At 42.4% G+C, this 24,454-nt stretch carries 28 protein-coding genes; 3 read left to right on the top strand and 25 right to left on the bottom strand.

What is annotated here, in order from left to right; genetic code table 11:
• The first annotated feature begins 51 nt into the window (after positions 1 to 51).
• A complete protein-coding gene (locus P343_RS24135; RefSeq protein ID WP_023509329.1) occupies positions 52 to 372 on the top strand; it encodes a helix-turn-helix domain-containing protein in 321 nt (106 codons plus the stop codon).
• Positions 373 to 435: 63 nt separating this feature from the next.
• Here the strand turns inward: P343_RS24135 and P343_RS24130 are convergent, their stop codons facing one another.
• From P343_RS24130 to P343_RS24035, 22 genes are all read right to left on the bottom strand, one after another.
• Entirely contained in the window at positions 436 to 1,347 is a 912-nt protein-coding gene (locus P343_RS24130) for a bifunctional helix-turn-helix transcriptional regulator/GNAT family N-acetyltransferase (RefSeq protein WP_023509328.1), read from the bottom strand.
• A gap of 179 nt (positions 1,348 to 1,526) precedes the next feature.
• Entirely contained in the window at positions 1,527 to 2,390 is an 864-nt protein-coding gene (locus P343_RS24125; protein WP_023509327.1) for a phosphotransferase family protein, read from the bottom strand.
• A 341-nt stretch (positions 2,391 to 2,731) separates the two neighbouring features.
• Positions 2,732 to 3,109 carry a hypothetical protein gene (locus tag P343_RS24120; protein WP_023509326.1) on the bottom strand — a complete coding sequence of 126 codons (378 nt, stop codon included), beginning with the start codon at positions 3,107 to 3,109 and terminating at the stop codon, positions 2,732 to 2,734.
• A 76-nt stretch (positions 3,110 to 3,185) separates the two neighbouring features.
• Positions 3,186 to 4,022 (bottom strand): PTS system mannose/fructose/sorbose family transporter subunit IID, encoded by an 837-nt coding sequence (locus P343_RS24115; protein ID WP_023509325.1) that lies wholly within the window; start codon positions 4,020 to 4,022, stop codon positions 3,186 to 3,188.
• 14 nt (positions 4,023 to 4,036) lie between these two features.
• Positions 4,037 to 4,837 (bottom strand): PTS mannose/fructose/sorbose transporter subunit IIC, encoded by an 801-nt coding sequence (locus P343_RS24110; RefSeq protein ID WP_023509324.1) that lies wholly within the window; start codon positions 4,835 to 4,837, stop codon positions 4,037 to 4,039.
• Between the two features lie 21 nt (positions 4,838 to 4,858).
• Complete coding sequence (locus P343_RS24105) at positions 4,859 to 5,350, bottom strand: PTS sugar transporter subunit IIB (protein WP_023509323.1); 492 nt, start codon at positions 5,348 to 5,350, stop codon at positions 4,859 to 4,861.
• Positions 5,347 to 5,796, bottom strand: a complete 450-nt coding sequence (locus tag P343_RS24100; RefSeq protein ID WP_023509322.1) for a PTS sugar transporter subunit IIA — start codon at positions 5,794 to 5,796, stop codon at positions 5,347 to 5,349. Before P343_RS24100 ends, P343_RS24105 begins: the two co-directional genes overlap by 4 nt.
• Positions 5,797 to 6,002: 206 nt before the next feature.
• Complete coding sequence (locus P343_RS24095; RefSeq protein WP_023509321.1) at positions 6,003 to 8,819, bottom strand: sigma-54-dependent transcriptional regulator; 2,817 nt, start codon at positions 8,817 to 8,819, stop codon at positions 6,003 to 6,005.
• Positions 8,820 to 9,034: 215 nt separating this feature from the next.
• Complete coding sequence (locus P343_RS24090) at positions 9,035 to 9,517, bottom strand: arsinothricin resistance N-acetyltransferase ArsN1 family A (protein ID WP_023509320.1); 483 nt, start codon at positions 9,515 to 9,517, stop codon at positions 9,035 to 9,037.
• On the bottom strand, positions 9,514 to 9,657 hold the full coding sequence (locus P343_RS37080) for a hypothetical protein (protein WP_023509319.1): 144 nt from the start codon (positions 9,655 to 9,657) through the stop codon (positions 9,514 to 9,516). The genes P343_RS24090 and P343_RS37080 overlap by 4 nt, the downstream gene beginning before the upstream one ends.
• Positions 9,658 to 9,686: 29 nt before the next feature.
• Positions 9,687 to 10,553: a permease gene (locus P343_RS24085; RefSeq protein ID WP_023509318.1), complete on the bottom strand. Its 867-nt coding sequence runs from the start codon at positions 10,551 to 10,553 to the stop codon at positions 9,687 to 9,689.
• A gap of 125 nt (positions 10,554 to 10,678) precedes the next feature.
• Complete coding sequence (locus tag P343_RS24080; RefSeq protein ID WP_023509317.1) at positions 10,679 to 11,143, bottom strand: MarR family winged helix-turn-helix transcriptional regulator; 465 nt, start codon at positions 11,141 to 11,143, stop codon at positions 10,679 to 10,681.
• 141 nt (positions 11,144 to 11,284) lie between these two features.
• On the bottom strand, positions 11,285 to 12,943 hold the full coding sequence (locus P343_RS24075) for an FAD-dependent oxidoreductase (protein WP_023509316.1): 1,659 nt from the start codon (positions 12,941 to 12,943) through the stop codon (positions 11,285 to 11,287).
• Between the two features lie 146 nt (positions 12,944 to 13,089).
• Positions 13,090 to 14,385: an arsenic transporter gene (locus tag P343_RS24070; protein WP_023509315.1), complete on the bottom strand. Its 1,296-nt coding sequence runs from the start codon at positions 14,383 to 14,385 to the stop codon at positions 13,090 to 13,092.
• Between the two features lie 77 nt (positions 14,386 to 14,462).
• A complete protein-coding gene (locus tag P343_RS24065; protein ID WP_236620326.1) occupies positions 14,463 to 14,756 on the bottom strand; it encodes an iron-sulfur cluster assembly accessory protein in 294 nt (97 codons plus the stop codon).
• 29 nt (positions 14,757 to 14,785) lie between these two features.
• Positions 14,786 to 16,516, bottom strand: a complete 1,731-nt coding sequence (gene arsA, locus P343_RS24060; RefSeq protein WP_023509313.1) for an arsenical pump-driving ATPase — start codon at positions 16,514 to 16,516, stop codon at positions 14,786 to 14,788.
• A gap of 17 nt (positions 16,517 to 16,533) precedes the next feature.
• Positions 16,534 to 16,893, bottom strand: coding sequence for an arsenite efflux transporter metallochaperone ArsD (gene arsD, locus P343_RS24055; protein WP_023509312.1), 360 nt, complete (start codon positions 16,891 to 16,893; stop codon positions 16,534 to 16,536).
• 137 nt (positions 16,894 to 17,030) lie between these two features.
• Entirely contained in the window at positions 17,031 to 17,351 is a 321-nt protein-coding gene (locus tag P343_RS24050) for an ArsR/SmtB family transcription factor (protein ID WP_023509311.1), read from the bottom strand.
• A 171-nt stretch (positions 17,352 to 17,522) separates the two neighbouring features.
• Entirely contained in the window at positions 17,523 to 17,699 is a 177-nt protein-coding gene (gene rpmF, locus P343_RS24045) for a 50S ribosomal protein L32 (RefSeq protein ID WP_023509310.1), read from the bottom strand.
• A 73-nt stretch (positions 17,700 to 17,772) separates the two neighbouring features.
• Positions 17,773 to 17,892: a putative metal homeostasis protein gene (locus tag P343_RS37075; protein ID WP_023509309.1), complete on the bottom strand. Its 120-nt coding sequence runs from the start codon at positions 17,890 to 17,892 to the stop codon at positions 17,773 to 17,775.
• Between the two features lie 281 nt (positions 17,893 to 18,173).
• Entirely contained in the window at positions 18,174 to 18,491 is a 318-nt protein-coding gene (locus P343_RS24040; protein ID WP_023509308.1) for an AzlD domain-containing protein, read from the bottom strand.
• Entirely contained in the window at positions 18,484 to 19,173 is a 690-nt protein-coding gene (locus tag P343_RS24035; RefSeq protein ID WP_023509307.1) for an AzlC family ABC transporter permease, read from the bottom strand. The genes P343_RS24040 and P343_RS24035 overlap by 8 nt, the downstream gene beginning before the upstream one ends.
• 162 nt (positions 19,174 to 19,335) lie before the next feature.
• On the opposite strand from P343_RS24035, the gene P343_RS36665 reads away from it, so the two are divergent.
• Together P343_RS36665 and P343_RS24025 are read left to right on the top strand one after the other, a co-directional pair.
• Positions 19,336 to 19,908 (top strand): helix-turn-helix domain-containing protein, encoded by a 573-nt coding sequence (locus P343_RS36665; RefSeq protein ID WP_023509306.1) that lies wholly within the window; start codon positions 19,336 to 19,338, stop codon positions 19,906 to 19,908.
• A 241-nt stretch (positions 19,909 to 20,149) separates the two neighbouring features.
• Positions 20,150 to 20,713, top strand: a complete 564-nt coding sequence (locus tag P343_RS24025) for a biotin transporter BioY (protein WP_023509305.1) — start codon at positions 20,150 to 20,152, stop codon at positions 20,711 to 20,713.
• 68 nt (positions 20,714 to 20,781) lie between these two features.
• On the opposite strand, the gene P343_RS24020 is transcribed toward P343_RS24025, so the two are convergent.
• The 3 genes from P343_RS24020 to P343_RS24005 form a co-directional block, all read right to left on the bottom strand.
• Complete coding sequence (locus P343_RS24020) at positions 20,782 to 21,990, bottom strand: aminotransferase-like domain-containing protein (protein WP_023509304.1); 1,209 nt, start codon at positions 21,988 to 21,990, stop codon at positions 20,782 to 20,784.
• A 61-nt stretch (positions 21,991 to 22,051) separates the two neighbouring features.
• Positions 22,052 to 23,554 (bottom strand): MocR-like pyridoxine biosynthesis transcription factor PdxR, encoded by a 1,503-nt coding sequence (pdxR, locus tag P343_RS24015; RefSeq protein ID WP_023509303.1) that lies wholly within the window; start codon positions 23,552 to 23,554, stop codon positions 22,052 to 22,054.
• Between the two features lie 428 nt (positions 23,555 to 23,982).
• Positions 23,983 to 24,447, bottom strand: a complete 465-nt coding sequence (locus P343_RS24005) for a GNAT family N-acetyltransferase (protein ID WP_023509301.1) — start codon at positions 24,445 to 24,447, stop codon at positions 23,983 to 23,985.
• Between the last annotated feature and the right edge of the window lie 7 nt (positions 24,448 to 24,454).

The raw sequence follows: 24,454 nt of genomic DNA, 5'->3' as shown, positions 1-24,454 counted from the left end.
TTTACTTTAAGCGTACTTTTCGATAGAATGCTATATAAGGAGGGACTTTGTATGCTTGAGCAGTTAATTGAATTAAGAAAATGCAAGAAATTAACGATCCAGAACATGGCCGATGTTCTCGGGATCGCAAAAAGCACTTATGCCAGTTATGAAACCGGATATCGCCAGCCCCCTATCGACGCGCTCATCAAAATTGCCGACTTCTTCAACATCTCCCTCGACACACTGGTTAACCGAGACTTTGCATCGGACATCCATTTAGATAAGATGCATACTAAAGACTGCAGATTATTGATTGACGATGAAAAATTAACAGCAGATGAATTGAAGGAAATCATCGCCTTTATAAAAGTAAAACGTGGACTGTCGTAATCCATTAAAAAGTGTTCGTTTAAATCGAACTTCCTCGAATCAATAGGTCCACACTATGCACAATTATAGTGTCATTTCCCACTTTTCTTCTGTAATCACATGACTCGTCCAGTCACCATTTTCATGTTGTTCAACAAGATTAAATCCCTTGCTTTTGTACATATGGCGCGCGGCTTTCAAATCGCTGACTGTCCAAAGGATGACTTTTTCATAACCCTGGCTGCGGCAGAACTGAATCGCTTCGTCCAGCAGTTTATGCCCGTAACCTTTGCCTCTCAGTGATTGATCAAGCAGAAACCAGCGCAGTTGAGCTGTATCCTCAGATTCTTTGACAATTGCAATCACCCCTTTTGGCTGCTGATCCACTTCCAGAATCCAAATGTTCTCTCTTTTTGCATCATGTTGAACAGCGAACGTGGATACAGCGTCCGCCACATATCGAACAAATTTTTCATTAAAGCCATATTCACGGTGATATAGATCTCTGTGAGCATTAACGATAAAGGACAGATCACTTTGACGATAGGAACGCAGCACCACCCCTTGATTTTTGCTCAAAGCCGTGTGAATCGTTTCCATTGCAGCGAGTACTTGATCTTGCTTTTTCTTGTCCAAATGATGGAGCAGTTGTTCAATCTGGTTATTTGATTTTCCTTCCAGTTCACTCAGCTTTTCAGTACCAGACTCTGTAAGCTGAATAACGCTGACTCGCTTATCAGCCGGCAATGCGTAACGCGTAATTAGTTCGCTTTTCTCAAAATTTTTCAAAATGCGGCTTAAATAACCGCCATCAATCTCAAGTTTTTCGATTAATTTTTTCGCAGTACATGTCTCTATTGTCTTGATCTCTAGCAGAATACGGGCTTCAGTTAACGAAACATCGCTCGATAAAATATGGTGATTTAACAGACCTAATACTCTCGTGTAATAACGGTTAAATGCTCTAATTTTTAAAATGGCAGATTGCCCTGGCATATATAAAAACCTCCTTTTTTCGAACTATAGCTCAATTACTTGACTTAGTCAATTATTCATTATCTGGAAGCAAACAATAATTAGTTTCATCATTTTGACAGGTAGATTTGTTACTAGAATTCCTTAATAGGATTAAGATGTCATTAGTTACTAGCCAAAAAGGCGATTTACTCTTGCTGTCAACGATATCGGCTGATTCCATTATCAAACGCCTGCGGATCGTTATTTTCTAAGCCATGCAAGGCTTCCTGAAGTGCGAACGTCCCTCTGTAAAAATTGATTCGCTCAACGATTTTCTCCCCATCAGGATATTGACTCATGCATTGATTAAAGAATCGCTCACCAAAACTAGACAGCAATCCGGCAAGATCATAAGCAAGATCCCCAATTCCGGAGCCGCCGAAGTCAATGATTCCTGTAACCCTCTTAGGCTCTGAATTCCAAAGAATATTGGACGATCCAAAATCACCATGGATTAAAGCAAGCTTAATGTTGGAAAGTTTGCCGCCACTTAGGAATTTGTCAAACATACGGGATGTTTCACTTTGAGCCTCCGTTCGCATAAATGGGTAAAGCTTCTCCTTAATTTTCCGGTACAGGTTCAGCATATCTGTATAAGGATCTTGGGTCCCTAAATGAAGTTCACCAGTAGGGATGCTATGCAAATCGATCAAAAATTGAATCAACTGGTCCGAAATCATTTTCTGTGATTGGCTGTCCGCTTTATTCAGCTCTTTGCTCCATAATGGCGTGCCTTGTATCAATGAATAACCGTTAAAGACGTGCCCTGGTTTTAACACTTCATAGGATTCGTATTCAGGACTGGGCACAGCCAATGAGACATAACCTTTGATTTGATTTAACAACTGGGATTCCTTTTGCAGATCAATGATTCCTGCCTGGTATTTTGGAAATTTGAAAACTAGTTCGCGATTAACAATCAGTACATCATTATTCTGACCGATGGTATTAAGCTCTGCCTTGTTTATCGTCAAATCTGGGTACACTTGCTGTATCCGATTTACATAGTCTTTGAGTTGCATCTAATTCCTCCAAAGATTCTCATTTCATTGTGATCAAAAAAATGTCGCACCTATTGTATTGATTTTACTATACAAATTAGAAATGCGACTATTGACTCCTTATTAACTGAAGATGACACATGCCTGTTCTGCTGAATCATTTGCTCACCTGCTGAATAATTCGCTAAGCTGAAAGACTGATAAATCCTGAAAATAGACCGATAAAAATTTCAAAGAGACCGATAAATTAGCAAATCAGACCGATATCTATCGGTTTGCTCATTAAAAAAAAGCGAAGGGCCCCAATCCCTTCGCTTCATCTTTTATTTATTCAGTTTCGCAGCATCATTCTCGAGTATGAATTAGAGATATTTGGCGGTATAGGCCAGGAGCTCATGAATCTCTTCTTTAGCAGTTTTGGTGAGCACCTTATTGTCATTCAACATTTGTTCGCCGCGCGCTTTAATGAACCGCAGATAATCTTTATTTTTTGTTTTGGCATAGCCTTTTTTTGCTTCGTGCATATCATGGAAATCCCCTGTAGCCTGCTTTGCAAGCAAATAGCGTCCGATCAGCAAGGCGATTGCAAGCGACAGAGAAACGATCGTTCCCCACCCATTGGTAATGGTGTATAACAGGATCCCGATGATCATCAATCCTGTGACCAGTTTCGACGAACTGTATACATAACCTTCAGGTTTATTCTTTGGTTCCAAAAATGCTATAACGCTCTTTAACATGAAAATCCCTCCTAGCCATTCTCCAAAAAGTCTAATTCATCATCAAATGATGCGCCTAAGTCTATGATTCTTTAAATTACAGTCCGAAGATTCCTGCCCAATAGCCGAGAATGCCGACCGCAAACATACCGAAAATGATGTAAATCGCATTGACTTTGCGTTTGAGCAGCCACATGCAAGCGAACGTCATCAGCAAGGCAACAAGGCCTGGAAGCAGTGAATCCAGAATGTTCTGCAGAGATGTACTTACAACGTGGCCTGCTTGTTTGTAAGAAACAAGTACAAGTGGCATCTTAATAGTGGTCCATTTTGAGACTAGAGAACCCATGACGAACAATCCAAGAACGGACGCCATTTGCGTCAATTTCTTTAGGCGGTTGCCAGCAACGTCTTGCACGATATCCGTACCTTGATTGTAACCAACCTTGAATCCATACCATCTAGTTAAGAATCGGATAATGTTAATGCCAAAGAAGAAGAGTAACGGTCCGAGAATACTTCCGCTCAACGCAAGTGATGCACCTAGTGCTGCAAGAATCGGACGCGCAGTGCCCCAATAGATTGGGTCGCCAATGCCGGCCAAAGGTCCCATCAATCCGATTTTTACGTTTGTAATTGCGGCTTCATCGATGTCGCCGCCTTCCGCCTTCTTTTGTTCCATGGCGGAGGTTACACCAAAGATTGCTGACGCCGGCCAAGGCGTTGTATTGAAGAATTCAAGATGGCGCTTCAGGGCGGCAGCCTGATCTTCTTTTTTATGATAGAAGCGTTTGATTGCAGGAATCATCGTCACACAGAATCCAATCGCTTGCATACGTTCAAAGTTGAAGGAACCTAACATAAATGTGCTTCGAAAATAGGTACTGATAATATCTTTTTTTGTTAATGATTCAATTTTTCTAACTTCTGTCATTTTCTTCACCCTCCTTATCCTAATACATCGTCGTCATCAGTTCCGACGTTCGTTGCAGCTGCAGGTGCTTTAATCGAATCATGGAAGTCCGGATTCAACTGAACATAGACAACCGCGGCACACGCAGCAAGAATACCTAGACCAACAAGGTTAATACCTGTCATAAACGTCGCAAGCGTAAAACCGATGAAGAAGAATGGCATCAACGAACGTGCCTTCATCATGTTAATAACCATCGCATACCCGACGACAACGATGAAACCGCCGGAAACTTGAAGTCCATGCGTGATCACCGGAGGAATGGCATCCAGCCATTGATTGACGATACTCGTTCCGGCGATCGCGGCAACGGCGCCCGTTGGGATGGCAATACGCAGCCCTTGCAAGAGCAGTGCACCAAAATGGCACCACTCAATCCCTCGAAAATTAGCCTGGGCCGCAAAGCGGTCTGCTTGGTGCTGGAAAAATACGGCAATTGTACGAACAAAAATCGTTAATACCTGACCTGCTGCGGCAAGAGGAATCGCAATGGCAATACCCTCACCGATGGATTGATGACCAACAATGACAACAATAGCCGAAATCGTGGATGCAAGAGCAGAATCAGGAGCCATCGCGGCACCAACGTTCATCCACCCCAAAGCAATCAATTCAAGCTGACCACCAAGAATAATACCGGTATGCAAATCTCCTAAAACGAGTCCAATGAGTGTACATGCGACAAGCGGGCGGTGAAATTGGCGTTCATCGAGCACACTCGCCATACCGCAGATGAGTGCTACGAGAATAACTAAAATAAATTGCATAGTATTCATGATCTAATACCCTCCTTCTATTTATATTAACTTTTTGCTTTTCAGCCGGTTCATAAAATCGGATGCGCCGGTATTCGGCAGCTGCTGTAAAGTGAGCTTCACCCCACGCTTATCCAATTCTTTAAATGCCTCGACATCTTCCGGGCTAACAGAAACCGCCTCAGAAATTAAGGTCATGCCTTCCTTGAATGTGATACCGCCAACGTTGACTTGGGTAACTTCTACACCGGCATCGATTAAACGGAGCACATCTGTTGGATTTTCAACAACTAACAATACTTCCAGATTGTCATAGGATGGATTCTTGTAGCAGCGTGCTGTTTTGTCAATGGACATAACATAGGATTTTGTTCGTCCAGGAGCCACCTGAAGGAGCAATGTCTTTCTCAAATCATCCTTGGCAGCGCTGTCATTCGCGGCAATAATTGTACCTGCCCCAACATGGTTCACCCAGTTGTTTGCCACCTGTCCGTGTATCAGCCGTGAATCAATTCGTAACCATTTAATTTTCATCCTAATTCATCTCCTTCGTCTTCTTTAGCGCTATTCGCGATTTTCTGGTGAGAAAAAATTTCTTTGAATGATTTAATGCCATCAGCACCTGCAAGCTTGGCAGTTTGAACCAGCTCTTCCAGCGTGCCTCCAGCTAAGCGCTTACCCAGAACTTCCACAAACATTGGAAGATTGACACCTGTGACGATGTCCATATTCTCCTGACGGGCAACAAAGCGGCTCGCCGCATTGTAAGGGCTTCCACCAAACAGATCAACAAGGAACAATATAGGTTCATCATCAAATTGACCGCTAGCCGTTTGATACTTGTCTAAAAGATTTTCAATTCCTTCACCGGGTTTAAAAGTGACCTGTGCGACATTTTCCATATTGCCGAAAATCATCTTGGCTGTACCAATCAAAGCCTCTGATAAATTCCCGTGCGTTGCGATAACGATTGCGACCACTCTTTTTCCCCTCCCTTCTCTCTGTACACTTTTATATAAGCAATTATCGTGCCAATTTTGTGTATTAAAAAAAGAAGCCTGAAAAAGGCTCCTAATAAAAGCGTTTTCATATAGATCACTTAAAAAAATAACACACTAACTGTTCAAAATAAAACACTAAAACGTTCAATAATTCACTAAGAAACGAAACACTAAGAAATGAAACACTAAATTTGTGAAACACGATCAAATAATACGCTTTTCCCGAGCTCATCAATCAACATATCAATAAAATAATAAAATTCTCCATCGCTCATTTGAATATTTAATTTAAATTTGATGACTTCCAGTGTTTTCTCCAATTCACGGAACAGCTGTTTTTTCTCATCACTTAATGTACCTTCATATTTAAGCGGTGTCCGTGCAACTTCCCGCTCCAACGCAAAAGCCAAATGCATGATGATACGGATTTGTGTCGCGTTTTTAAAATGAAGATTAAGTGCTTTTTGCACTGCGTCACTGAATTCAAGAATGGCTGCCACCGCTCGTTTCGGATTGAGATACATCAGCATGTCCTGAAGACTGTCTTCACAGACACCTTTAACAATCACATGTGATGGATTATCTTTAATTGGCAATGACTTACCCGTTAAAATAGACTGAAGAATGTCTTGCCCTTCCCCACCGACGAATTGGGATAATGTAATGTAAGGAACGCCTTCCAGCTTCGGATTTTTCGCGCCGATACTTGCCACAATTTCATACTTGCCCTGCATTTTTTGTGCGTTATCATATAAACCTTCAATAGATACGGGGATAACGATGATTTCTTCATCCGTAATATTACGGATATACATACTGACAATATTTTTAATCCGCTTCGCGATGCCGCTTCCTGTCGTACAGATCGTAAGGATTGCTTTTTGCCGTTGACTTTCCGTCGTCGTGGCGTGCTCCAATCCAACCGTGTGCCGCAGCTTATACAGGGAATCGACAATGCCTTTTAGATCCATATGAAGATAGTTGGCGTTCTTTACCGCATCAAGAATCATGGGTGTTGACACCATATCAATCGCTTTAACCCGCACTTTCGCTCCGCGAGCAATTTTATCTTCAAAGTAATAAAGCGAACCCATATCAACCATCATCAGGACACCTGCTCCTTGATCTACGGACTTAACGGCCTGAACAATGTTTTCAAATATGTCCCCGAAATTCAAGCTGAGCGGCATGTCAACAGCCTCGATCGGATAATCGCCCATCAGTTCTTTAACCACGCTGACCATGGAGCTTGCTGTGTGTGGCCCGTGTGCGGCAACGACAATACCGACATTTCTTTGTTGGGATAATTCAACAAAGGAACCAATCAGAAACGCAATGTAGACAATTTCCACCTCAGGAAGTTCTGTATGGAGCCTCTGATCAATAAGCCGTGCAATCGCGCAGGCTGCTTCATAATCCTTTGGCGCATACGTGAACATGGTTTGTTTCACATCGGGCGAGCAGTCAATTTTACGTAAAGGATGCTCTAGGAAAGAAGACAGATGCACCGTCAATAACGAAACAAACTGGTTGCTGAGATGCTCGCCAAGTACCTGAGAACAAATAGACTCCAAATCTTTCGATATATCCATGATCCGCTTATCAACAAAAGACATGAGCATATCTTTCGCTGTTTTCCTGTAGAATTTCTTAACCTGCTCTTTTATGTCTTCTGCGATGAATTTTCTAATATCCTGTGTAGACAAGCCTTCCTGCGTCAGTGAGTCGTATTTGCCAGAAATCATTTTATATAGATCAAAAGGCGGCTCATAACGATCCACATCAGTCAGCAAGGGATCTTTTTTACCTGTTACCACAAGATAGAGCGGCAGTTGCTTGTTCAATTCCTGGTTAATCTGAGCATTGTGCGAAATACGGTGAAGACCCTCTTGCATTTCCGACGGAAGCATCTTCGCATCCAACTGAACGAAATCATTATTCATGTTATCAAGGAACCCTTGAGCACAGATCAATTGAACATTCGACTTCAATTGCCCGATATTCCCAAATGTCACACTACCGATCAATGCCTTCACAACATCAGCGCTGACATGGAACTTATGATGCGTACGGTGCGCTTCGCGTGAGAGCAAAAATTTGGTGAGTTCAATCTGTTCACTGACGCTTCTGCTTTGAAAGTTCGGAATATTGATCATCACCGGAACCCGCCGCAAAAAAGTCTGCAATAGAGCCGATTCTGGATCTGCTGTTGTCGCACCAATGATCAACACATGCGCCTCACGCTTGTTTCCTGTCTCACCCAGTTTGCTGTAATGACCGGTATCCATAAAATAAAACAGCATTTCCTGGCCTTCCGGGGGAAGACGGTGAATTTCATCAAGGAACAGGATTCCACCATCAGCTTTAGCCACTAATCCGTCCTGATCACGCGCGGCTCCAGTAAAAGCTCCTTTTACATAACCGAAGAGCTGCCCAATCAACAATTGCGGATTATTATAATAATCCGCGCAATTAAAATCGATAAAAGGTGCCTTATCGTCGATCCGGCCGATCGATTGCGCATAGTTGTGCATCATATGCGCAAACAGCGTCTTTCCGGAACCTGTCGGACCGAGAATCAGCGTATGCAGCCCCCTTGGAGGATACACAATTGCCGACTTTGCCTGCTTCACACTATTTTTCAAACTTTTATCCGCGCCAATTAAATGAGAGAACGCATCCTCATTTTTTTCATGCTCACTTTCTTGATTTAAAAGTTCCTTTAATGACGCGCTTTTCACAGCAAAATCACTAATGACATCTCCAAATTGCGAGCGTACAAGATCGGCAGGCACATACAACACCGGACGGGTAATAAATTTAATGACACGTTTCTCCCTGACCAGCTCATTCAATTCTGAACTAACGTTGCTCCTCAGAATGTCCAGCGCTTTAGCAAGATCAGAAGCCGTAATTCCTGATGTTTCGAGAAGTGCTTTCTTATCGAATTGAGCGCATCGCCTGGACAATTCACTGTAAATCTTCTCACGTCGTCGTCCCATCTTGTTCACCTCTTTAAACATTCAACTTCAACTACTCATTATCCTCCATTATATAATAAAAACGTTTTCATAGAGATTTTTATTTATTGGGTTTTGTATAACCAACAACTCTGTAGCGCTGAAAAAACGAAAAAAGGGTGATCGTGAAACGATTTGTTCTTCACGATCACCCTATGTTAACTTATTCTATTGATTGTTAAATCATCGAACTTAGCTCATAATAGCTTCTCCATCGCCATAATATCGATAAATTCCCCATCAAGAATGCCTTGCTTTTTAAATATACCTACTTGCCGAAACTCCATTTTCTTGTAGAGACCCTGCCCAGACTCATTAAATGGAAAGGTAAACAGGACGATTTTATAGAAATCGTTCTCCAAGGCAACTTTCTCGAGCTGCTGAAGCAGCTTACTGCCGATTCCTTTGCCCCGATGCGCTCTTTCAATATAAATAGACAGTTCTGCGACACCTTTGTAGGCACATCGCTGAGAATAAGGATTAAGCGATGCCCAACCTACGATTTTTTCCTCTTCCGCTACTAATACTGCATATCTTCCTTGATGAACAGCAAACCAGTTTTGCATGTAATCAACTGTTTTCTGATCTTCTTCCAATGTCGCTTTCCTGTCTTCAATTCCTTCATTATAAATACACAGAATATCCGAGAGATCCTTTTCATTCGCCTTCCGTATGTTCACTTCACACCGTCAGCCTTTCCATCTAATTTGGTTTGATCACAGCAAGACTCTGTTTTACGATCAGCTTTAACTTCCTCAATCTTGATGTTGCAGCACGAATGCCCTTTCTTTTTTTCAAATAAATTAATTTTAAAACCCATGATCCACACCTCCTTCCATTAAGACCTTTTTAAATCACATAAAACAGGAATCCCGAAATTGTAGACATCGCAAATACCGAAACGACAAAAGCAATAACCAGTCTTTTATGAAAAATAGATTGTAGTAGCGTCAGTTCCGGTAAGCTTGCACCGGCAGAACTAATCATCAGAGCCATCACAGGCGCAACGGCCATGCCTTTTAAAATCAGAATCTGCGACATCGGAATCATCATCGATAAACGGATATATAATGGGATACCGATAATAGCGGCTACCGGAACAAGCCACCACTGATTTCCGCCAAACACAGACGAGATCCATTCTGTGGGCACAGCACCGTGGATCACTGAACCAATTGCCGCTCCGATAATCAAATAAGGGTAAACAGATTTCATGAGCGCTATGGTTTCCCGAAATGCTTTTTTAAGACTAAACTTTTGTTCATTCACTTCATAACCGGTCATAATCACCTGTTTTACCGACTTTTCAAATCCTAATTTTTCAAGGAGCATACCAATGATAACGGATAAGATTGACGTGATCACGGTATAGGTAACGACAACTTTAACGCCAAGCAGAGCGCCCATCAAGGTAATAATCGTCGGATCAAGTACTGGAGAGGAAAACAAAAAGACCATAACGATACCAAAACGTACCTTTTCCTTTAGCAGATTGACGATAACCGGAATCGTTGAACAAGAACAAAAGGGTGTGATGAAGGCCAAAATCAAGGCGACCAGAACACCCAAGGCTGTATTTCTTCCACTCAAATAATGATTCATTTTTTCATAAGGAATAAAACCCTGAATCAAACTGATGAGAAAAGAAATACCAATGAATAATAGCGTCAATTCAAGAGCGATTGATAAGAAGCTTTGAATAATATTCCGGAACAAAGGTCATCCTCCTATTTATTTGCAATATGCAAATATATACTTATAAAAAAACATCTACCATGAAATATAATAGACTCTCCAAACAAGCCTCGAAAACAAGACTAGATGCCGGCATTCCGATCCGATTATTCCTTCACTTGCTTGCAAGAAACCGGTGAACAGCAGCGATCCGACTGAGCCATTGATGCGTTAAGCAATTTGATTGAATGTATGACCGTCTCCTTTTCAAAAGCACTCATCCGAGAAAAGACGTCATCCAAAAAACTGTTCATTTGATCGTCGATCTGATCAGCCACTTCTTTCCCCTCTTCTGTCAGGCTCAACACAAACACACGTCCATCATCTGAGCTTGGGGACTTTTTCACAAGATTCATTTTAACGAGCGTCTGAATTTGCCGGCTGAATGTTGACATTTCGATGCCCAATGTTTCAGAAATAGTCTGTATAGACTGTCGAGGCCGGCGCCAAATCTCATACAGGATATGACTCTGAACAAGAGAAATGTTATAGCCACCTGTTGAACAACAGTATTTATCCAGAAAACCGAAACGCCTGATCATGATTTGAAACATTTCTCTGAGGTTTTCCATCGCAATTCCTCCCTTACAAATACTAAGTATAGAATATTTATTTGTAAAATGCAATTAATTATTTCAAATAAAGAAAACAATCATAGATAACATGTTTGTTTTCTTCGGTTCTTTAAAAATAGAAGGTGCTAAAAGCATAAATTACTTCTTCATTTGAAGATATAGTTGGTAGTTTTTATTCCCGCCGGACAAATTATAAACCTCTTCAAACCCTAGGTTCAGCAAAATATTTTGAGCGGCATTTCCTGTTACTCCTTTATTACAATACGTGACGGTTGGAATAGATTTATCCAGAGTTTCCGCCATTTCCCTTTGATTGGCCAAAGGAATATTCATTGCACCTTCTACAGCCGAAACTGTGTATTGTTTTGGAGACCTGGTATCAATCACTTGCAGTGGTTCATGAGCTTGCTGTCTCATGACAAGTTCAGCCGGAGTAATGAGCGGATTCTTTTTCAACGCATTGTCCAGAGCCATCCCTGTATATAAAACAGGATCTTTTGTTGTCGCAAACGGCGGCGCATAAGCAAGATCTAAATGAAACAAATCCTCTGCCTTCGCTTTAAAAGTAATTGCTGTTGCCAATACATCAATTCGTTTATCGACGCCGTTTACACCGGTAATTTGAGCACCTAAAATACGGCCCGAGGATTTATCAGCGATCGCTTTTATCGTCAACTCTATTCCGCCAAGATAATCCGCTTTATCCGGCTTAATATTATACAAAACGGCAAGGTCATATCCAGCCTCTCTTGCTTCTTTCTCGGTCAGTCCTGTTTGTGCAACAGCCATATCAAATACGCGAACGATGCCCGTACCTAAAATGCCTCGATGTTCCAACCCTCCGCCGGTAATCACATCACCCGCAATGCGGCCCATTTTGTTTGCTGTTGAACCTAACGGACGATACATAGGCTTTCCGGTTATTAAAGAGTAACTCTCGGCAACGTCACCGACCGCATAGATGTTTTTCACATTCGTCTGCATTTTCTTATTGACTTGTATGGCACCTGTTGCGCCTATGGTCACATTTACTTCTTTAGCCAATTGTGTATTGGGTCTGACTCCGGTAGCAAGGATAACCATATCTGTATCGATCTGCTCATTTGCACTCGTTTTCAGAGCAGTCACTAACTGTTTACCAACCACTTCTGTTACGGTTGTTTCGAGAAGAATGCGAATGCCTTTGTCTCGTAAAAGTTTTTCAACACGGAATGCCATATCCGGATCCATATGTTTCATGACTTGTTTTCCACGTTGGATCAAAGTGACCTCTAAACCCGCATTAAAAAGCTGTTCCGCCATTTCCAACCCAATAAATCCAGCACCCAAAATTGTTGCCTTTTTCGGTTGATGCGCTTCAATATAGGAACGAATCGATAATGCATTTTGAATATTTCGTACCTGAAACACATTCCTCCATTTTTGGTGTGTAAAAGCATCCGGTGTAATCGGTGCAGCACCTGTAGCCAAGACAAGCGCATCATACGAATCAATGATTATCTGGCCTGTTTGCAAGTTTATGATTTGTAGTTCGCTTTTCACTTCGTCAATATGAGTGACTCGATGCTCTGTAAAAATATCAACATTGTAGCGTTTCTTAAACCACGTCGCATTCCTGGGCGTTAATTCATCAATTGTTTCAACTTCTTCGCCTACATAATAAGGAATGCCGCAAACCGAATAAGAAATATCCTTATCTTGGTCGTAGACCACGATTTCAGCATCTTCGGTATTTCTTCTCGCCTTTGCCGCGACGCTTGTTCCTGCTGCTACAGAGCCAATCACTACGATTCTCATCTTATATCTCCCAACTTAATTTATATTGGAAAAGCATTTTATATGATCATTATATAAGCGCGTTATTATATATCTCAATCAATGAAACACGGTTTTACACAATTTTTACATTTGTTTATTAAGCCGTTTTCAAAACTATTGCTCATTTATCCTAATAAAAGAATGGACAAATAAACGCCAACCAATGTGATGAACAAGACCGGAATGGTGATCACGATGCCAATTCTGAAATAATCGCCCCACCTAATTTTCACATTTTTCTCTGATAGCACATGGAGCCAGAGCAAAGTAGCTAAAGAGCCAATTGGCGTCATTTTTGGTCCAAGATCAGCGCCCACCACATTCGCATAGACCAGAGCATGATGCATGACACCAGTGATTGACGTTGCATCAATGGAAAGCGCGTTAATCATTACCGTTGGCATATTGTTCATGATTGCCGACAACACAGCAGAGAGAAAGCCCATCATCATGGTACCGGCAAAAAGTCCGCCATCTGATCCACTTTCAATCACTCGGGCAAGAAGATGAATAATACCCGCATTTCTTAAGCCATAGACAACAACATACATACCTAATGAAAAGAAGACGATGCTCCACGGTGCGCTTTTTAGTATCGTTTTTGTCTGAATGGCGGAGCTCCGACTCCCGAGAAAAAGGAAGATAAAAGCAACAGCAAGGGTAATAAAAGACACCGGAAGTTTTACTAGGCTGCTGACAAAATAACCAACAACCAGAACAATCAAGACAAACCATGAAATATGAAACATCCGGATATCTTTAAGAGCCGAAGATGGTTTCTTTAGATCTGACATCTGGTATTTTCGCGGCCAGTCTTTTCGGAAGTAGAGATAAAGCACAACGATACTCGCGATTAGTGAAAAAATCGTTGGTATGATCATATGTAATGCATAATTACCAAACGAAATACCGAAGAAGTCAGCTGATACGATATTGACCAGGTTGCTGACCACGAGCGGCAGGGACGTTGTGTCTGCAATAAACCCACTGGCAATCACAAATGGAAAAACACGTCGCTCGTCAAAGTTAAGTGCTCGAACCATCGCCAAAACAATTGGCGTCAGAATCAATGCACCGCCATCATTCGCAAAAAGGGCGGAGATAAACGCACCCAGAATCGAAATAAAGACGAACATGCGTATGCCGTTTCCATTGGCAAGCCGAGCCATATGCAATGCGGCCCATTCAATAAAGCCGATGTGATCCAAAATTAATGAAATAATGATAATCGCAACGAAGGCCAGCGTCGCGTTCCAAATAATATGGGTAACCGCCCAAACATCTGCTAAATGAACAACACCGACAAGCAGTGCAATGAGCGCGCCTCCGCATGCCGACCAGCCGATGGATAAGTTCTTTGGCTGCCAAATCACAAGGGTAAGCGTAAGTAAAAAAACAATGATCGCTAAAATTGCGGACATCCTAGTTTCTTCCTTTCTATCTTACAAAATAAAATTAGAGTTAGAGATTCAATTTTTTTTAACCCCGATATATTGTTTCAGCAGCAGCCGGAAGATCCGCAACCGCAGCCGTGATCTCCCCCATCTACAACGAGTTCGCCATTTTCAGCATTGATCGTTAGTGATGCTGTTTGATTTTGTGCCTGTTCATCCATAACGATGGCGAGATCATTAATTTTGACTTGCTGATCACCATTGACTAACTTATCCAATGCAAAACTAATCGAAGATCCACAGCATCCAGAAGGTTCAAAAGTGACACGTATACAATTACAATCGTTTTCTTTCATACTTTTTAACAGAATTTCCTTTGCATCATCTGATATGTTCATCATGATTCCTCCTCAAAGTCTCCAAATGTCTACTCATGCCAGGGCACAACAGCCATGTGATCCTCTGAATCGATTGCGACACGCTCAATCCAGGCATGTTCGTTTGCCGCCCGGACTTGCAATACGGGATGAATCGTCTTAGCAGCCGCCAAACTTTGATTCACCACCCACCATTTCGGGGTAATACCTGCACGCTTCAAATCGGTCGCCAGTCTTTCAGATTCAAATACAGGTGTTGTCTCAGCCAAGGTCACTATGATGACGGCTGTTTGATCCGAATTCCGCAGGCGCGGCAGCAAATTCCTTACAGAAGCAGGTATTTCTCCGGCAGTGTGAGCAATTTCCCTATGATATGCCTCCGCCGCATCCAGCAGCAAAAGTGTATGTCCGGATGGCGCTGTATCAATAACAACGATTTCATCATCGGCTCGTTCTACAACATCGGCAAATGCACGAAAGACAGCAATCTCTTCTGTGCACGGGGAACGGAGATCTTCTTCAAGGTAAGCCAGTCCCTCGCTGTCAAGTTGATCTTTGGACTGGTTAATCACTTCCAGCCGATAACGTTCCACTTCTTTCTTCGGATCAATCTGGCTGACGGTTATGTTTCCGTTCTCACCAGAAATGAGTTCATCCAGATGACCCGCCGGATCTGTTGTTGTCACGTGCACTTTGTTTCCATGAGCTGCAAGACCGACAGCAATCCTTCGGGCAATGGTTGTTTTCCCGACGCCGCCTTTCCCCATGGTGAAAATTACTCGTTGCTTTTGTTTCAACAACTGGTCAATAACAACATTCAATTTGGGATACTGAACAATTTTATTTTGATCAGTATGACTTGTTTGCACAGCCTCACTTGAATTTTCCGTAGAAAAAAGCCTGCGAATGTTCATGACACCCGTCATATTGAAAGGTGCTAGAAAAAGATCAAATGCAGGGATATTTTTCAATTCAATAGGAAGATGGGCAAGTGCCTGTTGCTCACGCTTGATAAAGGCTGAAGCTAATGAATCTGCTTTAGAGAATTCCTTCATTCGTCCATTAACGAGCAGATATTGGTTTTCAATACCAATGTTCCTAAGCTCCTTGGAAGCACGAGCAGCTTCTGAAAGTGCTGAAATATCAGGACGCGTGACTAGCATGAGTGTCGTTCGCTTTCTATCCGCTAGCGCCTGAACCGTTTCTTCATACTGCTTCTTCTTATCGCTTAACCCAGCAAGCGGTCCCAGGCAGGAAGTTCCATGGGTGTTCGTCTTGAAAAATCCACTCCATGCCGTTGGCAATTGTAAAAGGCGCAAGGTGTGTCCGGTTGGCGCCGTATCAAAAATAACATGATCAAAAGTCTGAGTAATCGATTGATCCGTCAACATCGAAGAAAAAGTATTAAAAGCCGCAATTTCCACTGTACAGCTCCCAGAAAGCTGTTCTTCCATTTGTTTTACAGCAACTTCCGGCAATTTACCACGATAAGGTCCGACAATCTTTTCTCGATAATCCGCCGCAGCCGCCTCTGGATCCAGGTTTGAAACAAAAAGGTTAGGTACCTCAGCAATTTCTTTGTATGCCATTGTCAAATGAATGCCAAAAACATCCTGTAAATTGGATGCGGGGTCGGTACTGATAAGCAGCACCTTTTCCCCTTTGTCGGCTAAAGCGGTCGCCGTCGCGCACGCAATGGATGTCTTTCCTACACCTCCTTTTCCCGTAAAGAAAAGGAACGGGGTCAGATCCATGTTTTGAGGATGAAATAGATGAGTCAAATGGTTCTCCTCTTCCCTTAGTTGTTCACGTTGAGCGTAATGCGAAACTGCGGCTTCTTACTCAGTTCATCAAGAGGCACACTGGTCCACTTCGCAAGATCCTGATTCGTTGGGTACGTTCCTTCTTTAACAAGCTGCCCATCGACAAATGTTGCAGGCAATACTTCCATCCCTTTACTTTCCAAAAGATCATGAATGGTCTTTGTTTCAGCAAATACAGCTGGATCGTTAGCCAAATTGTAACGGTTAATCGGATATCCTTGCCTTTGCAAGTTTCCAACAGCACCAGTGATGCGAATCAGTTCCGGATTGACACCCGGACCGCAAACCCCTGTAGCACAGCACATTGCCGGTTCGAAAATTTGAATACTTTTCATGTGTTCTTCGTCCCTTTCTTAATTAGTGCCCTTTTCCTTCTTTTCTTCCGTAAATTACTTGATTTGCATCAAATCCTATCTCAATAGCCTTTGAACACCATTCACTGCTACTTCCTTTTATTTGTTACTTTTTTTTATTAGCAACATTCATGATTGCTGCAGTCTTTCGTATTCTGGTTCGGCAAGTGATCGATGATTACTGACACATACGTTGGAATCTGTTCATTCAAGCTGTAATAGACCCATGTGCCTTGTTTGCGCTCACGAATAATTTCTGCTACGCGTAACTTTTTTAAATGCTGGCTGATCGCCGGCTGAGAAATGTCTAACAAATCAACAAGTTCACAGACACAAAGTTCCTGGTCCTTCAAATAAGAAAGAATGGTCAGCCGTGTCTTATCACCAAGTAGTTTAAGCACTGAAGAAATTACAGACATATCTTCAATGGTCTCAATCATATATTCACCTCCGATTATATATCAATACACTTATATTATTATGTGCTTATTTATTTTGCAACTAAAAACCGTAAAATTCTTACTCATAAACCGATCACCGAATCTGTTCGCTACTGATTAAGACAAAAAGAGATCGCCCTTCTGTAAGGCGATCTCTTTTCTTCGTTTCTCTTAATCTTTCGGTTCAATCACTTGCTGGCCCTTGTAATAGCCATCTTTATTGACACGGTGAGAAAGATGATACTCACCCGTCTGCGGATCACGCGACAATGCAGGACCATTTAAACCCTTATTCGTACGTCTTTTATTTTTACGTGTTGTGGACGTTCTTCTTTTCGGCACAGCCATTTTTTATTCTTTCTTTCGATTATCGGTAAAGGATTAGAAATAAACATTCGGCGTCTTCAATCATTTACCGAACTTATAGCCCTTTCTTTAAGCGTTTCGCTTCTTTAATAACTTTTAATGCTCTTCGCTGTGTTTTCTTGTTTGTGCTTTTCAATTCTCTTCGCGCACTAGAGAGTTCACTTTTGCTTGGCATTTGTTCGTTCTCCTTTTCAGTTTGACGTTCAATTGTATGTTGGTGATCGATCAATATAAATAGTAATAATTACGATTTATATTATAATAAATTGCAACAAAACGCAATTTTTACGAGTCTATCATTCACCTGCTCGTTTGTCTGCCTTGAAGAACTTGTGCGCTTAACCCCTAGGTTTATTCGCGAACCGACTGGATTTATGCGCGATATTACAAATTTATGCACGAAACTCAAGGAGATATGCGCACTCACTAAAAGGATATATGCTGAATTGATGTTTTCTAGATTAAAAAATACCGGACAAGCAGACCGACCACAATACCGATTACAACTGAAGGAAGAAACAACCTTGTGATTTTAATTGCGACTGCTGTTGAGATGCACCCGATGAGTACGGGCAGAGAAATTGTCAGTTGCCCATCAGTAGGAACGAAAATTTGCTTCACAAGCAATGCCGCAATGATGGCAATCGGAACATAATTGAAATAAAGGCGCAACGACGGACTCATTTTCTGCCGAGCCATAAAAACAACGCCAATAAGTCTGGATAAATACGTAGAAATGGCAAGAATGCCAATCAACAGCCATTGATTAAGCATGATTTGTCCTCCTGTGCAAATAAAGTCCGACTAGCGGTGCAAGCAGTCCGGTAATAATAATCGTTAGTTCATTGCCCGGTTTTAAATATTCGAGCACCATTGCAATAACAGTTGCAGCCAGAACAGTTCCAATCACCGGTTTTCCCTTCAGTCCAGGGACAAGCAGCGCAGCAAATGTGACCGGAAACGCGAGATCTAAGCCCCATTTCTGCGGGTCAAGTTGGTTGCCAATCAAAGCACCGAAGAATGCAGCAAGGATCCAGGCGATATAGAACATGCCTGTCACAATTGCAAAATAGAGAGGATCAGGGCCCACCTTTTTAAACCGTGAAGTTGCTAGCACGAATGGCTCGTCCGATATACCAAAAGCAAGCAACGCGGTCCATTTCTTTGCCGGCGCAAGACCTTCCGCGAGCGCTGCACCGTAGAGTAGATTGCGCAAATTAAGCAGGATGACGGTAAGCAGCACACTAATCAAACTGGCGCCGCCGGCCAGCATCGCTACCGTAACCAACTGTGCCGATCCTGAAAAAACAAATACAGACATGCTGACTGCTGTAAGCAAACTAAATTTAACCTGGGTCGCCAAAACACCATAAGACAAGCCGTAGGTTGCAATCGCAAGCGCTAGCGGCAATGCTTCCATACACGCTGTTTTTATCGTTTCCTTCTTCTGAATCAATGGGATCCCCTTCTTAGAATCTGTCATTTTAGATGTTATAAAAGCCAATCAAATAGTATAATAGATTAAACTTATTGTTTATTATAATATAAGCGGCACATTTAGTATATAATGTTTTACTTTTTGTAAATTAGATTATACCAACCGAAAGAGGTGTATATAGTGGTACAAAGTAATCCTTGGGAAGAAGGCGCTGCAGGAAAGCGGATCGGCGCTAATCTGCGTCAATTTCGCACGAATCGCGGCATGAGCATGGAGCATTTGGCGAAAAAGATCGGGATCAGCAAACTTACCTTAATGAACGTTGAACGCGGCGAAGGCAATCCCACACTATCTGTCATCTGGAAAATTGCCAACGGCCTGAATATCCCGGTGAGCGCTCTTCTGTCCATTGAGTCCGACGTGTCGATCGCCAGAAAAGAAGATGGGTTGAAACTGATGAGCTCAGACAAAGTATTTGTCGCGGAACCCTTGTTTCAATCCCATGGCTTATATGAACTCTACCGTGGATACCTGCAACCTCATGCTGAATACCCATCCGAAGCTCATCAATTCGGAGTCATTGAATACGTCACTGTAATGTCCGGCAAACTGACGCTGGAAGTAGGCGGTGAGACGTATCATCTGAATGAATATGACTCCATTAAATTCAAAGGAGATCTTGACCACAAATACTGTAATCCAACCTCAGCTCTAGCAATCCTGCACTTTGTTATTTCCTATCATTCCATGTAAACGCGCATGCTTCATGGTTAACAATAAATCATAATTAGTTGCATCTCATCTCCTAATCAGCGGGATGGGATTTTTTTATAAATAACTAAGGACCATAATCAGCGGAAGTTCCCGTACCAAATCTTCCAAGTTATTCCGTGAAAAGCTCACGCTTATTAAAGAAAAAATATAGCCATTTCGAAAAATATATGTTAACCTATTTCTTGTTAAGGTTAACATATATATAAGGGGACTTTTACTCATGAATCATTCGAGACTGAAAAATTTAATTTTATGTGCACTGTTTGCAGCGATTACTGCAATTCTTGCACAAGTGAACATCCCACTTCCGGTTATCCCAATCAGCGGACAAACACTTGCCGTTGGACTGACGGCAACCATTCTCGGAAGTCGCTACGGTACACTTTCAATGCTTGTCTACGCAGGACTAGGTGCTATTGGTCTTCCGGTATTTGCTGAAATGAACGGCGGCCTTGGCGTCATCCTTGGTCCTTCCGGCGGCTATATCATCGGATTCATTGTGACTGCCTTTGTTACCGGATTTATTCTCGAACGTACCGCATTCAACACACCAATGGCCATCGTTGCCAATATTGTTGGTATGATTGTGACTTTGGTAATTGGAACCGTTCAGCTGAAATTCGTGCTGGATCTCTCATGGGCGAAGGCTCTTGCTGTCGGTGTCTATCCCTTCATCGTTGTCGGTGTGATCAAAGCGTTAATTGCCAGCGTTGTCGGCATCCAGGTCCGTCAGCGTCTCACAAAGTTTGGATTGTTGAAAACAAGCAAACAAACGGCTGCTTGACAGAAACAGCTTAGAAAACAGCAACACCTCCGAAACGGTTCATACCGTCGGAGGTGTTTTCTTATGAATTAATGAACACTAACTTCAGCCTGACTTGCTATTGCCTCGTCTAGAACTTTTCCAATACGCTTCATACCTTCGACAATTTTTTCTTCCGGCATGTTGGAGTAGTTCAACCTAAAGGTATTTTTTTTCGCACTATTTGGGAAGAACGGTTTTCCCGGCACAAATGCGACATTATTTTTCAAACACTCGGCAAAGAGTTCTTCGGTATCAATCTGTTCAGGCAGTTCAATCCAAATGAACAAACCGCCCTCCGGAACACTGTGGTTCACTTGTTTCGGGAAAAAGGCATCGATACATTCCATCATTTTCTCACGCCGCGAAAGATAGACTGCTTTAATTTTCTGTATATGTTCTTCAAGATCAAAAAGCTCGATATATTTAGCGGTGATTCTTTGGGCAAAACTATCTGTATGCAGGTCTGTAGCCTGCTTAAAGGCAACATATTTCTCAAGGAGCGTTTCATCTGCACAAATCCATCCGAGACGAAGACCCGGAGCAAAGATTTTAGAGAATGTACTCAGGTAGACAACACGGCCTTCTGTATCAAAATGCTTCACAGGCGGGAGTGCTTCACCGGCAAAACGAACGGCACCGTACGGATTGTCCTCCACGATTATGATGTTGTATCTATTAGCCAGTTCAACTATTTTCTTTCGCCGCTCCAGATTCATCGTCCGCCCGGTTGGATTTTGGAAGTCCGGAATTGTGTAAATGAATTTTGCATCCGGGTTCGCTTGAAGTGTCTGTTCAAGTGCATCCATGATCATGCCTTCGTCGTCCATCGGTACTTCAACAAATTTTGGATTGTACGTTTTGAACGCATTAATGGCTGCAAGATACGTCGGGCTCTCACAGATCACGATATCGCCTTCGTCCAGAAACAACTTGCCAGTTAAATCCAGTCCTTGCTGGGATCCGGTAATGACTAGGAGATTATCTGGGGTTGTATCAATCCCTATCGCTGCTAACCGATCAACAATTGCTTGACGTAGAGGAAGATAGCCTTCCGTTGTGCTGTATTGCAGCGCCTGTTCCCCAGATTCATTGAGCACAGCCTCACAAGCTGCTTTAATTTCTTCAACTGGGAAAAGCTCAGGTGCTGGCAGACCACCGGCAAAAGAAATAATTTCAGGTTTTTCGGTAACTTTTAAGATTTCGCGTGTTGCTGTATTTGACACATGTTTGGCACGTTCTGAAAATTTTATTTCCATGAATCTCACTCTCTCTCAATATTTTTGTATTAAAACATCTCTATTGTTGAATCCTATCCGCCTAAACAATCGGCCGTGAGCCTGTCTCTAAATCGGTTTGACTGCTTTGTTTATTCAACTTCTTCACAGCGTTTATAAAAATAGAAAGCCCTCGTTCCAAACGATCCATTGATTCATAGGTAAAATTCAAACGCAGCCAATGTTCTCCGTCACTTTCCTGAGGATAGAAAACATTGCCCGGTGTATAGATCACACCCTGATCTGAGCACAAAGCCAGTAACTCTTTTTGCGAAATCTGGTACGGAATCCGGCACCAAAGATAGAAACCTCCGTCAGGGATCTCAAAATGAATCAAACCTTTTGCTTGAGTTAACGCTTTTGCCATGACATCTCTCTTCTTTTGATAATCCAACGATGTCCTTCGCAAATGCGCTTCATAGTATCCCTTTCTAAGAAATTGGTCCACCAAAAATTGCCCTGGTGTGTTCACGTGAAGATCCGCAATTTGTTTTAAGAGTGCAAACTTTCTCATGACCGGTTCCGGCGCAATGGTCCATCCAATCCGCAAGCCGGGAAAAAGCACTTTCGAGAATGTGCTGAGATAGATCACATAACCGTAGGGATCAAGTGCCTTCAGCGGCGGTAGCCTCTCTTGAGCAAAGCTGATATCGCCATAAGGATCATCTTCGAGAATAGGAACCTGATAACGATAAGCAAGGTCAAGCAAGCCCTTTCGACGCTCTATACTCATTACAACTCCAGTCGGATTATGGTAGGCGGGAATGGTATAAATAAATTTCGGCTTATAGCGCGCGAGCTGTGCTTCGAGTACATCAAGTCGAATACCCTCCCGGTCAATTGGGATACCAATTATTTTTGCCCCTGCCGCCCGAAAGCATTGAATCGCCTGTAAAAACGTCGGCTCCTCAACAATAACAGCATCCCCTGGAGAAAGAAGAGCACGTGCGGCGAAATCAATTCCCTGCATGGATCCGGCGAGGATCATTACTTCTTTTGCCGATACAGACAGGTTGCGGCCTGTCATTAGCCGGCTGATACTTTCTCGAAGTGAATAGAGACCCTCAACAGGACTAAGATTCAACTGATCACTTTCCAGAGGGCTTTCTCTTTGAATCTGCTGTAGTGTAGAAATAGGATACAAGTTAGGATCACCAATGCCGGCCGCTAAAGAAATGACATCGTTGTGATTGCCCGCATGCATTAATTCACTGACTGTATCGCTCACATTGGCAATTTTTTTGTCAAACAGGGGGTACCAGGACAAGGGAAAGACTTTCTGGTCATTCCCGTGCGATTCAGGCACTTTCCGTTCAGTCACCACTGTTCCTTTTCCTCGATGTGACGCAACGAGTCCTAAAGCTTTGAGTTCTTCATAAGCCCTGATTACCGTCGTTCGGCTCACCGCATGATCGTCAGCCATTTTTCGCTCCGGCGGCAACACGAATCCCGCCGGCAAAATTCCTGAAAGGATTTGCTCTTTAATTCGATTGGCAATTTGCATATACACAGGAAGCGTCTCATTCCGGTTAATATCCAGTCGCATGGTACCCTCCCTCAGTAAGATTTCTAAAAATTATTATTCCTATCATAGCACGCCACTTGTTATTGAAAAGATCCAATTGGATCTATCCTTTCGTATCCAATTTTCATCAAAAAAACCAGGCAATCACTATTATGCGGCTTTAATTCACCAAACTTGTGCTTTGATGACACTTCAGTTGCTCCCTTTCCGCGGGCGATCCGGGAGCCTCCTCGGTCAACCCGCTGTCTGCGGGGTCTCCCCTGGCTCGCATCAACAATACCAGTCCCGCAGGAGTCTCGCACTTTCGTGTTCTGAATCAGAACTTTTCCCAAGCATTACGCCGCCGATATGAACCCTGAATTCATCCTGTAAAAAAAGTTATCGCGCAGATGAATCGTCTGCGCGATAACTTTTTTACGTGAAATTATTTGTTAGCTCTTTTACTCAATTTATAGCAGCTTATGAGCAGCTTTTCGATATACCGTAAATTGTTGCTTCTGATAGAACTGTTCTGCCGCTTTATTATCCGACCAGTAATCAAGAACGATTTCATTGATTCCTTTGTCTCTAGCAAACTGACAAATGTAGTTCATCAAATGAGTTCCATAACCTTTTTTGTGTTCAGCGGGCATGATGCTAAATTGATGAACCTCAAGTGCCCTTGATTCTTTCTTAAAAGGATTTTCTTTACGAGTAAAAACTTGAATCCACGCGTACCCGGCAATTTGTTCCTCATCTTTGATTACTAAAAAGGTTGACTCGTGATCTTCTTCCACTACCCGTTCAAACCATTTTCTTATTTCATCAAAATTATACGGTTTGAAGTACTCCGGGTATAATTTTGCATGCAAATTTTGTACCGGTTCATTAAGTCTTGCGATCAGTGCAGCATCTGTTGTGGACTTGATTTCCATTTCAATC

This window comes from Sporolactobacillus laevolacticus DSM 442, from assembly GCF_000497245.1.
In the GTDB taxonomy this organism is placed as follows: domain Bacteria; phylum Bacillota; class Bacilli; order Bacillales; family Sporolactobacillaceae; genus Sporolactobacillus; species Sporolactobacillus laevolacticus.
This window is presented reverse-complemented; position numbering and strand designations above follow the sequence as displayed.

Excerpts from the sequence above, each read along its gene's own strand:
- P343_RS24115 (WP_023509325.1), bottom strand. The coding sequence starts at position 4,022 with ATGACAGAAGTTAGAAAAATTGAATCATTAACAAAAAAAGATATTATC.
- P343_RS24095 (WP_023509321.1), bottom strand. The coding sequence starts at position 8,819 with ATGGGACGACGACGTGAGAAGATTTACAGTGAATTGTCCAGGCGATGC.
- P343_RS24080 (WP_023509317.1), bottom strand. The coding sequence starts at position 11,143 with ATGGAAAACCTCAGAGAAATGTTTCAAATCATGATCAGGCGTTTCGGT.
- P343_RS24110 (WP_023509324.1), bottom strand. The coding sequence starts at position 4,837 with ATGAATACTATGCAATTTATTTTAGTTATTCTCGTAGCACTCATCTGC.
- P343_RS24050 (WP_023509311.1), bottom strand. The coding sequence starts at position 17,351 with ATGATTGAGACCATTGAAGATATGTCTGTAATTTCTTCAGTGCTTAAA.
- P343_RS24005 (WP_023509301.1), bottom strand. The coding sequence starts at position 24,447 with ATGGAAATCAAGTCCACAACAGATGCTGCACTGATCGCAAGACTTAAT.
- P343_RS24135 (WP_023509329.1), top strand. The coding sequence starts at position 52 with ATGCTTGAGCAGTTAATTGAATTAAGAAAATGCAAGAAATTAACGATC.
- P343_RS37080 (WP_023509319.1), bottom strand. The coding sequence starts at position 9,657 with ATGGGTTTTAAAATTAATTTATTTGAAAAAAAGAAAGGGCATTCGTGC.
- P343_RS24125 (WP_023509327.1), bottom strand. The coding sequence starts at position 2,390 with ATGCAACTCAAAGACTATGTAAATCGGATACAGCAAGTGTACCCAGAT.
- arsD (WP_023509312.1), bottom strand. The coding sequence starts at position 16,893 with ATGAAAAGTATTCAAATTTTCGAACCGGCAATGTGCTGTGCTACAGGG.
- P343_RS24025 (WP_023509305.1), top strand. The coding sequence starts at position 20,150 with ATGAATCATTCGAGACTGAAAAATTTAATTTTATGTGCACTGTTTGCA.
- P343_RS24040 (WP_023509308.1), bottom strand. The coding sequence starts at position 18,491 with ATGCTTAATCAATGGCTGTTGATTGGCATTCTTGCCATTTCTACGTAT.
- P343_RS24105 (WP_023509323.1), bottom strand. The coding sequence starts at position 5,350 with ATGAAAATTAAATGGTTACGAATTGATTCACGGCTGATACACGGACAG.
- P343_RS24070 (WP_023509315.1), bottom strand. The coding sequence starts at position 14,385 with ATGTCCGCAATTTTAGCGATCATTGTTTTTTTACTTACGCTTACCCTT.
- pdxR (WP_023509303.1), bottom strand. The coding sequence starts at position 23,554 with ATGCGACTGGATATTAACCGGAATGAGACGCTTCCTGTGTATATGCAA.
- P343_RS24065 (WP_236620326.1), bottom strand. The coding sequence starts at position 14,756 with ATGAACATATCAGATGATGCAAAGGAAATTCTGTTAAAAAGTATGAAA.
- P343_RS24020 (WP_023509304.1), bottom strand. The coding sequence starts at position 21,990 with ATGGAAATAAAATTTTCAGAACGTGCCAAACATGTGTCAAATACAGCA.
- rpmF (WP_023509310.1), bottom strand. The coding sequence starts at position 17,699 with ATGGCTGTGCCGAAAAGAAGAACGTCCACAACACGTAAAAATAAAAGA.
- P343_RS24075 (WP_023509316.1), bottom strand. The coding sequence starts at position 12,943 with ATGAGAATCGTAGTGATTGGCTCTGTAGCAGCAGGAACAAGCGTCGCG.
- P343_RS37075 (WP_023509309.1), bottom strand. The coding sequence starts at position 17,892 with ATGCCAAGCAAAAGTGAACTCTCTAGTGCGCGAAGAGAATTGAAAAGC.
- P343_RS24120 (WP_023509326.1), bottom strand. The coding sequence starts at position 3,109 with ATGTTAAAGAGCGTTATAGCATTTTTGGAACCAAAGAATAAACCTGAA.
- P343_RS24130 (WP_023509328.1), bottom strand. The coding sequence starts at position 1,347 with ATGCCAGGGCAATCTGCCATTTTAAAAATTAGAGCATTTAACCGTTAT.